Genomic DNA, 11678 nt, shown 5'->3' with positions numbered 1-11678 from the left:
ACCCGCACACCACCAGGCGGCGCCTGGTGGTGTGCGGGTGAGTGGCCAGCGGTTTGTGTACGGCCCGGACGCGGAACGCGGATGGGGACGTCATCGTCTGCACTCTCGATGCCGGGCACTACGAACCTGGACGACAAGCCGCCCTTCAAGGACGGAAAGCCGGGCGGGTGGGACAAGGCGGATGCGTCGATCTGGAACGACTTGGGCGCGGCGTGCATTCCGCACGCGGCCGTCTGAAACCACCACACGAATTCACCGCGCGGAGAGGCACGGAATGTCAGTGATTCGGCTCAAGGAACACCAGGTAGATCAGCGCTCCGCGTTTAGGAAGTGGGTTGGATTCCCTGCAAGGTCATCTGTGCCCCCGCAGGGTGCCCGGAGCACGATCGTGTCAGCGACGGGCTCGGGCAAGACGATCACGGCCGCCGCGTGCGCGCTGGAGAGCTTCACGGACGGCCGGATCCTCGTCACGGTCCCGACCCTGGACCTGCTCGCCCAGACCGCCCAGGCGTGGCGGGCGGTGGGCCACCGGGCCCCGATGGTCGCGGTGTGCTCCCTGGAGAACGACCAGGTGCTCAACGCGCTCGGGGTGCACACGACCACGAACCCGATCCAACTGGCGCTGTGGGCCGGGCACGGGCCCGTGGTCGTGTTCGCCACGTACGCCTCCCTGGTGGACCGCGAGGACATAGACGCGCCCGAGGGCCAGCGAAAGGTTCGCGGGCCGCTGGAGGCCGCGCTGGCGGGCGGGGAGCGGCTCTACGGACAGCGCATGGACGCCTTCGACCTCGCCATCGTGGATGAGGCACACGGAACCGCTGGTGATCTTGGCCGTCCGTGGGCCGCGATCCACGACAATACCCGGATCCCCGCCGACTTCCGGCTGTACCTGACCGCGACCCCGCGTATCCTCGCCGCGGCCCGCCCGCAGCGGGGCGCGGACGGCCAGGAGGCGGAGATCGCGACCATGGCCGACGACCCGGACGGGACGTACGGCGCCTGGCTCGCGGAGCTCGGACTGAGCGAGGCGATCGAGCGCGAGATCCTCGCCGGGTTCGAGATCGACGTCCTGGAGATCCGCGACCCCTCCCCCGTCCTCGGCGAGACGGAGGACGCCCGGCGCGGCCGGCGCCTCGCGCTCCTGCAGACCGCGCTCCTGGAGCACGCCGCCGCGTACAACCTGCGTACGGTCATGACGTTCCACCAGAAGGTGGAGGAAGCCGCCGCGTTCGCGGACAAGCTCCCCGAGACGGCAGCCGAGCTGTACGTAAACGACGCCTCCGACAACGACCTGACCGCCGCGGACCGGCTACCGAAGTCCTCGATCGACGCGGCGTTCTACGAGCTGGAGACCGGCCGCCACGTACCCCCGGACCGGGTCTGGTCGGCGTGGCTGTGCGGCGACCACCTCGTGTCCGAACGCCGGGAGGTGCTGCGGCAGTTCGCCAACGGCATCAACGCCACCGGGCACCGGGTCCACCGCGCCTTCCTCGCCAGCTGCCGCGTCCTCGGCGAAGGCGTCGACATCACCGGCGAACGGGGAGTCGACTCGATCTGCTTCGCCGACACCCGCGGCTCCCAAGTCGAGATCGTCCAGAACATCGGCCGCGCGCTCCGACTCAACCGCGACGGCTCCACCAAGGTCGCCAGGATCATCGTCCCGGTGTTCCTGGAGCCGAACGAAGACCCGACGGACATGGTGGCCTCCGCGAGCTACAAGCCGCTCGTAGCGGTCCTCCAGGGCCTGCGCAGCCACGATGACCGCCTGGTGGAACAGCTCGCCTCCCGCGCGCTCACCAGCGGCAAGCGCAAGGTCCACGTCCAGCGTGACGACGAGGGTCGGATCGTCGGGTCCAGCGGCGAGAGCGACAACGAGGACCAGGAGCCGGGCGACGACACCGACGCCGCTGCCGAGTCCGCGCTGCTGCACTTCTCCTCTCCCCGGGGCGTGGCGACGATCGCGGCGTTCCTTCGCACCCGGGTCTACCGGCCGGAGTCGCTGGTGTGGCTGGAGGGCTACCAGGCCCTGCTGCGCTGGCGCGCGGAGAACGAGATCACCGGCGTCCACGCCGTCCCGTACGACGTCGAGGTCGAGGTCGGCGTCACGAAGGACTTCCCGCTGGGGCGGTGGGTGCACCAGCAGCGCAAGGCGCTGCGGGCCGGGGAGCTGGAGGAACGACGCAAGACCCTGCTGGACGCCCCGGAGGCCGGAATGCTCTGGGAGCCGGGCGAGGAGGCGTGGGAGGCCAAGCTGGCCGCCCTGCGGTCGTTCCGGCGGGCTACCGGGCACCTCGCGCCGCGTCAGGACGCGGTGTGGGGCGAAGGGGAGGCGATGGTGCCCATCGGGCAGCACATGGCCAACCTGCGCCGCAAGGGCGGCCTCGGGAAGGACCCGAAGCGGGCGGCGGAGCGCGCGGAGCAGCTGACGGAGATCGACCCGGACTGGAACTGCCCGTGGCCGCTGAACTGGCAGCGCCACTACCGAGTGCTCGCCGACCTGGTCGACACCGACGGCGTCCTGCCCAACATCGCACCCGGCGTGCTGTTTGAGGGTGATGACCTGGGCAAGTGGCTTCAGCAGCAGAAGCAACCGGGCACCTGGGCGCGACTCCTGCCCGAGCAGCAGGAGCGGCTGACCGGGCTGGGCGTCAAGCCGCTTGAGGCGCCGTATGCCGCCCCGGCGGCCGATCGTACGGCGAAAGGCCCGAGCAAGGCACAGCAGGCGTTCCAACGCGGCCTGGCAGCCCTGGCGCAGTGGGTGGAGCGGGAAGGCGCCCACCGGCCCGTACCGCGCGGTCACGCTGAGGAAATCGCGGCCGACGGCGAGGCGGAGCCGATGACCGTCAAGCTGGGCGTATGGATCTCGAACACGAAATCCAGGAGGGACCGGCTAGACGCCGACCAACTCGCCGCCCTCGCGGAACTGGGCGTCGACTGGGCGTGAGAACCACGGGCCGCTGGCCGACCCCCATCGGGCTCACGCGACAACTCACCGAGTGCCGTACATCGAGCGCCAAGCGCATTACGGTTCTTCGATGGACCAGGATGAGATCCGTGATGAGCTGGTGCGCTCTGCACAGCGATGGGCTCGGACAGCCCTCGACGCCTACTTCGAGGAGCCGGTGGACCAGGACTTCGCAGTCCATCACATGGCTGTGGCTGTCGAACATCTAGCCAAGGGGTGTCTGGCCTCCATCGCGCTCACGTTGCTGGCCGACGTCAGGCCTTCCGTAGAAGATCTGCTGGTACTCGGTGGCCAGGAAGGCAAGGTGGAAAGGGGGCGCGCGAGCCTCCGAACCGTCGGCGGTGCGGAGGCCGTGACGAGACTCGCGAAGGTGCAGAACGTCAAGCCGCCAGCGCATCTCGCGACGTTGCGAGACGCCCGCAACGGCATCACTCACATGGGATGGGGGCGTGCCTCCAGCGAGTGCAGGGAGCTGCTGGCAGCCGGTGTCACGTATATCGACTCCCTGCTGCCTGCTCTGGAGAAGGAGCCGAGCTGGTTCTGGGAGGTCCATTACGAGGCATGCAAGAACCTTGTGGAGAAGGCGACGTCCGAACTGAAGCTGCGCTACGAGGTGAAGGTCCGACGGGCGCAGGAGACCTTCGCAAAGCTGACGGAACGCATGACAGACAGCGAGAAAGCAGCCGTGATCGCGGGTCTGTCGGCGGCGCCGTTGCCCAGCCGGTGGTACCTGTACATTCCCACGCAGTGTCCAGCGTGCGAGAGTCCCGCCCTCGTCAGCGGGCGCGACAAAGACGGGGAGTACGGGGATATCTGGTTTCTCCCGCGCTTCTTCGGGTGCCGGGTCTGCAAGCTCACGCTGACTGGCCCGGAACTGGAGCTCGCGGGCATGAAAGGCCATTCACTGCGCACCGAGGAAGAGGTGGATGACGATTGGGAACCCGACTTCGACTTCATGTGATCCAGCAGCGCTGATCCGACGCAGCTGACCGCGTCTGGCCATCCGGTGTCCCCTGCCGCAGTGCTGAGCAATGGCACTCGCCGTCAGTGGAGCAGCTATGTACAGCTATCAGGTGTGCGGTCCAGAAGCGTTCGGAAGAAGTCGGTGAGCACGGGCCGGGCGCGCTCACGGTCGCGCAGTTCGTCGTGGCCGAAGCGGAACACTTCGTATCCGCGGAACTTTAGGTTGCGGTCGCCGGCCATGGTCGCGGCGTACTTTGCGCTGTCGGGTACGGCTCCGCCGTCGCGCGTGTAGTGCTGCATGCCGTCGACTTCCAGCACCACACGGCGGTTCGCGGGCAGCAGCATGAGGAAGTCCATGCGGAGGTTTTGCATGGCGCGTTCCCCACGCTCGCGGACGGTCTTGGGATCCCAGTGCACCCATATCTCTGGCAGGAGAGCAGGCACGTCGTGCAGGTGGCTCCTGTAGAGGTTGTGGTAGAGCCAGAACAGGTTCTTCTGTCCAGCGGATTCACGTGGCAGGGAAGCCTGCATGCGGTTGTAAAGGGAGTGGCTGGCCTTCTCCGTGTCCTTGATGCTGCGGGTCTCCTGCCACCAGGACAGCAGGTCGCTCCAGAGGAGCCCGTTCTTGCCGACGGGGTGGTTATAGACCAGGATCTCGTCGGCTCGTTCGGCGATCTCGATGTCGTTGTCGAGGGCGCTGGTGAAGCGGATGTCGGGTTTCCCCTGGGTGGCGAAGATGAGGTTGCGCGGTCGGCGGGCGGTGCCGCGGCCGAGCTTGTGCAGGTGGAACTGGGGGTATCCGTCCGTCTCCCCTTCTTGACGGAGCTGCGCGCCGATCGGCTGCAGATGGCGGTTGGCCAGTTCGACGAAGCGGCGCTGTGCCTGTTCGTCAGGAAGCGTCTCCGGGGCGGCCAGGCCCTCGAGGAAGCGACCGAATCGAGGGTGTGTGGCTTCGAAAGCTCTGAGCTGCTCGAAGAGGTCCTCGGTCGACCAGTCGCCTGGAAACCTGATCACATGGCGCTGGATGTCGGAGCGCAGGGTTCCGAGGTGGGGGCCCCACACGTTGAAGTCGTCTTCACCGAGGTCCCACAGGCGGCCCAGCAGGGCCAGAAAGCGGTCCGGATAGCTGAGGTGGTCGGAGAGGTCGAGCTCTTTGGCCAGCTCTCGCCGCGTGCGGCCGGGTATTTCTACGTAGTCGCGGCCGAGCCACACTACGTCCTGCAGTTCCATTTGCTCGGGAGCTGAAAGTGGCTCGCTGTCGAGAACGGCCTGGGCCACATGAGGCAGTCGGTCGTCCGGGCAGGCCCCCAGGCTCGCGGTCAAGCGCTCGTGTTTGGTCGCTTGGTCTTTGGGAGGAGGCGAGGGCAGGCCGAGGCGCTCGCACAGCGATGGAAGATCCTCATGGCGGTATCGCTGGTACAGCGTGATGCACACGCCTTCGATCAGGCTCCGCAACCGCTGGAGGTCCATCTGTTCAGCCATGCCTCGATGATGAACCAGGTCACGCTTCGGATTCCAGACGCGGCCACTGGGCCGTCCACGAGCTTCCAACGCTAGTCGCCATTACACCGAACGCCCGTTCACGCCGGCCGGGCCCTACTGCTCCGACCTGGATAGATCTCTTGTCCCGGGGCGGAGTGGCAGGCTGGCGTCCTCCTAGAGCAGCTCGTGCCCACAGCAGTGCCCTGGGAATCTTCGGGCTGACGCGGTTAAGGAGTGCCCGCCGAGGTGCCGCGCTGATCGGGGACCCCGACCACGCGCCGCCGCGGAGTGACGGCTGCGGGCTCGGTGAGGCGCTCCAGCCGCAGGAAGTGCACGTTGCGCATGTAGAGCGCTTCCGCCTGGAAGTCGGTCTCGTTCACTGGGCGACGCTTGGTGGTGACGAGCCCTGCGTGCGCCAGCTCCCGCAGCCCTTTGCTGCGGGTGTCCTCGCTGAGCGCGAAGCGACTCTCCGCCTCCCTGGGGCTGAACCACAGTGCGCGGTCCTCGCCGAGCCCGCCGTTCTCGCACAGCAGGGTGAGGAACATGGCGACCGCGGCGCCGGAGAGGACGGCGATGTGTCCCTGGGTCCAGAAGGTCTGCGGGATCTGGATGTAGCGGTGCAGCAGAGCGCCGAGGTCGCTGGTCTCCTTCTCCTTCTTCGCGGCCGCGCCCGGGGCGATCCAAGGCTTTCCAACACCGGTCTCGTCGAGAACGGTGACGAGGTTCAGGCGGCCGGTGCGGGTCACGTCGATGAAGTCGTGCTCCTCCAGCCACGCCTGCGCATCGGCAATCCGGCGGGCTCCCGCCTTCTCGGGATCGGGGAGATCGAGCAGCGTGGCCCAGGCGTTGTGCCGGATGGCCAGCTCCCGGGCGGTGTCGTCCTTCTGCAGCCACAGATAGCTCAGGTAGAGCTTGAGCCGGACCTGGCCGCCCCGGCCGCCGCGGAGCATGCGGGCCAGAGGCGGCGGCTCGTGGGCATGGGTGAACCGTTCGACGAAGGTGTACCGAACCTGTGCCCTGCGCCGCCCCAGCCGCGCCGCGCTCTCAGCCATCCTCAACGAGCGCGCCGAGGGGGCCCTGGTCGCTTCTGACGTCCGTTCCGCTTGCACCGGGTCCTCACTGTTCATCGAAGTAGGAGAAGTTAGTTAAGTACTTTAGTGCCTGGCGCTAGCAACGAACCACCCCTGCACAAAGGTTAGTAAACAACAGGGTACTGCCGTCGCCTGTCCGGCACAAAGGTAGGGTTCCCAACGGGCGTTCCGCATAAGCCTGTTGCTCTCCCTCGGCGGGGTCCTGTACCGTCGAAGACACAGCAGGCCGAGGACGGATCACCGGAGGGGTTGTGCCTCCCAATCTCCGCGTGATCGACGGTGCCTGCCGCAGGGTCAACCGGCAGTCGCAGCCCGTCGTCCACCAGGAGATGGTTTCGGGCCGTGACGACGAATCAGGGCTCAGCGGGGTTGTGCCCCCCGCTCCTGATCACCAAAAGCACCCGCCCCGCCCCGGGGGCCTCGGCCCCCGGGGCACTTTCTTGTGTCCGCGCGTCGAGATCTCGAAGACCAATCTCGTCGAACTACTGAGCAGCAACAACGCAATCCGCGGCTGACGGCTCGCCAGCCCCTGCTCCGGTCAGCAAGTCCGGCTGCCCCCTTGGCTTTCCCCTCACCGAGAACGCCTCGCCATGCCCGGGTCGGATGAACATCGCCGGCCGGAGACGTGCGGCACGCCCCTTCACCGGCACGTGCAGGGATGCCGTAGCCGACGGCGGTCGGTGCTGTCATGAAGACACCGAAACCGGCGGGCATGAGCCGCCAGGTGTGCGAGACCTGACACCACAGGCGCGGGAAGGCCACTCGCAGGCCGATCAAGGGGGCTGAACGTGGGAGAGATCGCGCACGGACTGGAGCGCGCGCTGCGTACCCGGCCCGTTCCGTCAAGCACGGGGGCCCGCTTGCGATTTTTGCTGGCGGCGCACCAGGGTTCCACCCGGAGGGTAGCCGCTGTGCTGGGGGTTTCGCAGCGCACTGTGCAGCGGTGGGTGACGAAGAAGTCCGAAGCACGTCGTCCGCCGGGCCCGATGCAGGTCCGAGCGATCGAGGAAGCAGTTCTGGCTCGGTGGCAGCCCCGGATACGGGCCCGTCGGCGTGCCCGGGCCGAGGCGGAGGGCTTCGTCTTCCATACGAGGGCGCGGTTCGGGTTCGCCGCGCCAGCAGGCTCATCGGACGATCCGCGGGTGCGGTGGATTACCCAGGATCTGCCGGGAGAGGTAGCCCGGGAGCTGTTCGCCGCCCGGGATGCTGGCGCGGGCGAGCAGCAGCAGACGGTGATCCTGGCCCGGGCGCTGGGGCACGCCTACTTTCGCGAATGGGGCCGCCGCGCCCACGGTCTGCACATCGTTTTCAGCGATGTCGAGTTCGCCGACTTCTCGATCTGCTGAGCCTGCCCCTTCTAGCGACCGCGTCAGGGTGTTCGGCGTCGCAAGGGCCTGACGCGACTGGCCGGCATCGCTTCGTACCGCTCAGCTTCCTGCCGCTCGCGCCAGTCCCACTCCACACGGCCGACCGGGCCTTGGCGGCGGGCTGGGGGCGGCTGGGGCGGGCGCAGCTTGGCCGTCTCCGCCACGCGCAGGAGGTGCGCACGGTCACCTGGCGCGGCGAGCAGTTCCTGGTCCTCGCCGGAGACGAGCCGGGTGAAGCAGGCGGTCGCTTGCAGGAAGACGCTGGCCCAGGGTGGTACGGGGTGGGCGGCGCAGCCGTCGGTGTAGCGGGCGCGGTCGTGGAGGGCGAGCGTGGCCGCGGCGGTGTCGTAGTCGTGGGGGCGGGCGGTGGCGAGTTGCTGGAGGGAGGCGCCGGTGAAGAGCGCGGCGGCGATGGCCGCGGCCAGGCGCGGATGTGCGGTCGCTGCGTGGAGGCGGTGGGCGACTCGCTGGGCGGCGTGTGCGGTGAGAGGCACGGGCGGTGGGCGGTGCCGCCAGATGATCGGGGGCGGGGTGCACGGGTCGGTGCAGGGGCGGGGGCTGTCGTAGGAGATGAGGCGTTCCAGTGCGGGCAGGGTGAGCCACGGACCGGTCGGCCCGGCTGGCTCGTCTGCGAGTGGGGGTTCGGTGACTGGTGTGCCGTAGTAGTGGCGGCGGGCTGCGTCGAGGTCGGTGGTGAGGGAGTAGTCGGCTGTCTGCAGGGCCTGGTGCAGGGCGGCGGGAAGGTGGGGGCGGTGGCAGACCAGGGTCAGGTGGATACCGGTGAGGGCACGCAGCTCCAGGAGGCGCATTATGCGGCGGGTGGTGAGGCGGTGGGCGCGCAGGACGGTCAGCCAGGTGACGGGCAGGGCGGTCATCCAGGCCGTGGCGGCTTCCCAGGCGGGCTGGCGCCCGGCGGGGAAGCGGCCGGTGAGTAGGGGCGGTTTGCCCAGGGTGGCGAGAAGGTCGTGGGCGAGGCCGGTCTCGCTGGTGGTGCCCGGGCCGGGGTGCAGCGTGATCCGTCCGGACGGCAGGTGGTGGGCGGCCAGGGCGGTGCGGGTGTGGGTCACGTCGTCATGGCGGTCGATGACCACGGTGACGGGCGACAGCGGTGGGGCCGGAGGCATGGGCTGTGTTGGTGGTCAGGCGAGGCGGCTGAAGGCCCAGCGCAGCAGTTCCTGGTCGACGCGGGGGCGGCCGGTGCGTGCCAGGGCGGTGCGGGTGTGTGCGGTCAGCTGGGCCCAGGCGCGGAAGTTGCCGTGTGCGGCGTGGCTGTCGGCGAAGGTGATGTCGTCGGGGTCGGCGTCGACCCAGATCGGGTGGAACAGAGGGATGACGTCGAGGACCTCGCTGGGGGTGAGGCGGGTGAAGTGCTGCCAGATGAAGATGCGGGAGGAGAGCATCGGTTCGCGGCGCAGCACGGTGTGGCAGCCCTCGCCGCCGACGAAGATGATCGCGAGCTGGGTAGAGGGTTCGTCCCACAGGTAGCGGAAGTACTCGAAGGCCTCCCCGTTGAGCCACTGGGCCTCGTCGACGAGGAAGGTGCGGGGGCGCTCGGCCAGGGCGGTCTTCAGCAGACGGTCGAATTCGCTGGGGTGGCGCGGCGGCTCGCCGGCTAGGTCGAGCGCGGTGAACAGCTCGTAGCGCACCGCTCGGGCGGTGGGACGGGCCCGGAAGGTGACCCGGCGGACGTCCTCGCCGGGTTCGAGTTCACGCAGGCAGGTGTTGACGGCGAGCGTCTTACCGAAGCCGGCGCCGCCGTGGATACACATCATCGCGCGGGCGGCGACCGTATCGCCAATGTTCTCACGCGCGGTGAGCAGGGCGCGGGTGGTGACCACGGACGCGTCGGGCAGGTCGACGTACTGGTAGGTCGCCGCGGTCACGAGGGGTCTCCGTCTTCGTCGGGGGTGGAAGGTGCGCCCCGCCCGGCCGGGCCGTCCAGGACTACAGGGGCGGAGTCACGGCTGGACGGGAGCGGGGCGGGCCGGCCCGCCGTGGTCAGCGCAGCCAGGGAAGCAGGGGTGCGCCAGTCAGCCGGGGGTGCGGCGGGCGGGATGACGTCCGGCAGCGCAAGCTGCGACAGGCTGGTGCCGGCACTCCGGGCGAGTTCGGCGTCGGCCTGTGCACCGGTCAGTGCGCCGAGCCGCCGGGGGGCCTCGGGCTGGTTCACGGCGGCGTAGCGCTCGCGCTGGGAAGCTTCGAGGTCCTTCTTCAGACGGCGGCTGCGGGCGGCCCGCGCCCGCCGTACAGCGCTGACCTGTTCCTCGGTGGCCTGGTCGGCCAGGTCCGCGGGACCGAGGTAGCGGCCGGTGGCCGCGTGGTAGACCTCGACGCGGTGGTCGTGGTGGGGCATGAAGCGGATGCGGACCTGGATCCCGGCCAGGCCGGTCATCCACGAGCCCACGTAGTCGTGCTTCTTGAAGCGGATGCCGCGGGTGGTCAGCGTGCGGGTACCGGCGTCCTCCAGGGTGAACGTCCACAGATCCGCGGCCGGCACGTCCCGCAGCGGGGTGGGATCGTCCTGCCACGCCTGAAGCGGGGTCCTGCCCCGTAACGGCGTGGGACGGTGCTCGGTGTTCCACCACCGCGTCCAGTCCAGCAGCCGGGCGGTGAAGTCCTCGAAGCCGAGCAGCACCTCGTCTTTCGGGCGGGAAGAGCGTTTGCCGGGGCGCGGCTGGCGGGCGTAGCCGGGCAGCGCGGCCAGGAACATGCTCTCCACCGCCCGGTTCAGGCCCTCCACCGTGCCCTTGAGGTGGGGGGTGTAGGCGGGCAGGTCCTCCACCATCACGTCCAGGAGATCGAACGCGGCGGTCACCGTCCTCGACAGGAAGTCCTTGCCGCGGTCCACCCGTACCTTCTCGGGCAGGCCGCCGAACGGGCCGTAGGGTTCCTCGCGCAGGACCGCGGAGCGCAGCGCGGCCAGCACCGACTCCCGCGACGGATGCACCGGCGTGACCGCCACCCCGGTGATCGCGTTAGTGGCGCAGTCGGTGAACCAGGTGATCCACGGCCTGCGGGCCTTGCCGTCGACATCGACAAGCACCGGGGCCTGAACGTGATCGGTCTCCCACACGTGGTTGCGCCAGGAACGTGGCCGGGTCAGGAACACATCGTGCTTACGCGCCGCCCGCTCCCCTCCCGCGAGCCCGGCCCGCTCCCCCGGCGTCAGATCACGGCGGATCGCCCGGTGCAGCGTCGGAATCGACGGAGGCGGCTCCCCCTCGCCCCTGGCCGCGCGAGCGGTCAGCTCACGATGAACCGCCGCAACGTTCCCCTTCCACAGCCCCAGCAGAGCCCGGACCTCATCAGTAACCGTGAACCGCCCGGGATACGCGGCCCGCTCCCCCGGCGCCCGGACCGCAGCCTCGTCCCGCTCCGCGGCCGCCAGCCACCGCCACACCGCACGCTCCCGCACCCCCAGCCCATCCGCCGCCGACCTCACCCGCGTGGTGGTGAGCTTCCCCTCCCGCCGCAGGGCCAGCAGACGACGCACCACCGCCCCCCGCAACGCCCGAACCGACACAGCCGGCAAAGCCCCACTCAAACCACCACCCGCCCCTTCCGGAGCCGGGTCCTGCTCTCCCTGATCCACACCCCCGAGCACACCAACACCCATCTGCCAGCGGATCAGAACTCACGAAACTGAGACAGCATCACCCCTCACGCGATAACGCTCCACGACAGCGATGCCCCGTGGATCTCTCACCTCCAGGACAGCGACCCCTCAGCCCCGAAACAAACCACGACCAGCATCAACACCCTCAAGCCCCGCTGTCTCTCACTCCACTGTCACAAAACCGAGAGATCGCA

At 69.1% G+C, this 11678-nt stretch carries 9 protein-coding genes; 4 read left to right on the top strand and 5 right to left on the bottom strand.

Going from position 1 to position 11678, the window contains the following annotated elements; genetic code table 11:
• The first annotated feature begins 108 nt into the window (after positions 1-108).
• The 3 genes from AMK18_RS35565 (at position 109) to AMK18_RS34105 (ending at position 3926) form a co-directional block, all read left to right on the top strand.
• A complete protein-coding gene (locus AMK18_RS35565; RefSeq protein WP_274535323.1) occupies positions 109-237 on the top strand; it encodes a hypothetical protein in 129 nt (42 codons plus the stop codon).
• Between the two features lie 37 nt (positions 238-274).
• The gene (locus AMK18_RS34110) at positions 275-2944 is read left to right on the top strand and encodes a DEAD/DEAH box helicase (protein ID WP_073865842.1); all 2670 of its coding nucleotides are present in this window, start codon (positions 275-277) and stop codon (positions 2942-2944) included.
• Positions 2945-3035: 91 nt separating this feature from the next.
• On the top strand, positions 3036-3926 hold the full coding sequence (locus tag AMK18_RS34105; protein WP_073865841.1) for a hypothetical protein: 891 nt from the start codon (positions 3036-3038) through the stop codon (positions 3924-3926).
• Positions 3927-4021: 95 nt separating this feature from the next.
• Here AMK18_RS34105 and AMK18_RS34100 read toward each other — a convergent pair whose 3' ends face one another.
• Together AMK18_RS34100 and AMK18_RS34095 are read right to left on the bottom strand one after the other, a co-directional pair.
• Entirely contained in the window at positions 4022-5410 is a 1389-nt protein-coding gene (locus AMK18_RS34100; RefSeq protein ID WP_073865840.1) for a hypothetical protein, read from the bottom strand.
• A gap of 227 nt (positions 5411-5637) precedes the next feature.
• A complete protein-coding gene (locus AMK18_RS34095) occupies positions 5638-6462 on the bottom strand; it encodes a hypothetical protein (RefSeq protein ID WP_143202295.1) in 825 nt (274 codons plus the stop codon).
• Positions 6463-7289: 827 nt separating this feature from the next.
• Between AMK18_RS34095 and tpg the strand changes: the two genes are divergently transcribed.
• Positions 7290-7847, top strand: coding sequence for a telomere-protecting terminal protein Tpg (gene tpg, locus AMK18_RS34090; protein ID WP_073865838.1), 558 nt, complete (start codon positions 7290-7292; stop codon positions 7845-7847).
• Positions 7848-7870: 23 nt separating this feature from the next.
• On the opposite strand, the gene AMK18_RS34085 is transcribed toward tpg, so the two are convergent.
• The 3 genes from AMK18_RS34085 to AMK18_RS35560 are packed head-to-tail and all read right to left on the bottom strand — an operon-like array spanning position 7871 to position 11361.
• Positions 7871-8992: a hypothetical protein gene (locus AMK18_RS34085; protein WP_241836724.1), complete on the bottom strand. Its 1122-nt coding sequence runs from the start codon at positions 8990-8992 to the stop codon at positions 7871-7873.
• Between the two features lie 15 nt (positions 8993-9007).
• On the bottom strand, positions 9008-9751 hold the full coding sequence (locus tag AMK18_RS34080) for an ATP-binding protein (protein ID WP_073865837.1): 744 nt from the start codon (positions 9749-9751) through the stop codon (positions 9008-9010).
• On the bottom strand, positions 9748-11361 hold the full coding sequence (locus tag AMK18_RS35560) for a transposase family protein (protein WP_274535322.1): 1614 nt from the start codon (positions 11359-11361) through the stop codon (positions 9748-9750). The genes AMK18_RS34080 and AMK18_RS35560 overlap by 4 nt, the downstream gene beginning before the upstream one ends.
• Positions 11362-11678 lie beyond the last annotated feature (317 nt).

The sequence above is a fragment of the Streptomyces sp. CB01249 genome, from assembly GCF_001905735.1.
In the GTDB taxonomy this organism is placed as follows: Bacteria; Actinomycetota; Actinomycetes; order Streptomycetales; family Streptomycetaceae; genus Streptomyces.
Note: the sequence above shows the minus strand (reverse complement) of the source record. Positions and strands in the feature narration are given on the sequence as shown.

Excerpts from the sequence above, each read along its gene's own strand:
- AMK18_RS34100 (WP_073865840.1), bottom strand. The coding sequence starts at position 5,410 with ATGGCTGAACAGATGGACCTCCAGCGGTTGCGGAGCCTGATCGAAGGC.
- AMK18_RS35565 (WP_274535323.1), top strand. The coding sequence starts at position 109 with ATGCCGGGCACTACGAACCTGGACGACAAGCCGCCCTTCAAGGACGGA.
- AMK18_RS34110 (WP_073865842.1), top strand. The coding sequence starts at position 275 with ATGTCAGTGATTCGGCTCAAGGAACACCAGGTAGATCAGCGCTCCGCG.
- AMK18_RS34085 (WP_241836724.1), bottom strand. The coding sequence starts at position 8,992 with ATGCCTCCGGCCCCACCGCTGTCGCCCGTCACCGTGGTCATCGACCGC.
- AMK18_RS34105 (WP_073865841.1), top strand. The coding sequence starts at position 3,036 with ATGGACCAGGATGAGATCCGTGATGAGCTGGTGCGCTCTGCACAGCGA.
- AMK18_RS34095 (WP_143202295.1), bottom strand. The coding sequence starts at position 6,462 with ATGGCTGAGAGCGCGGCGCGGCTGGGGCGGCGCAGGGCACAGGTTCGG.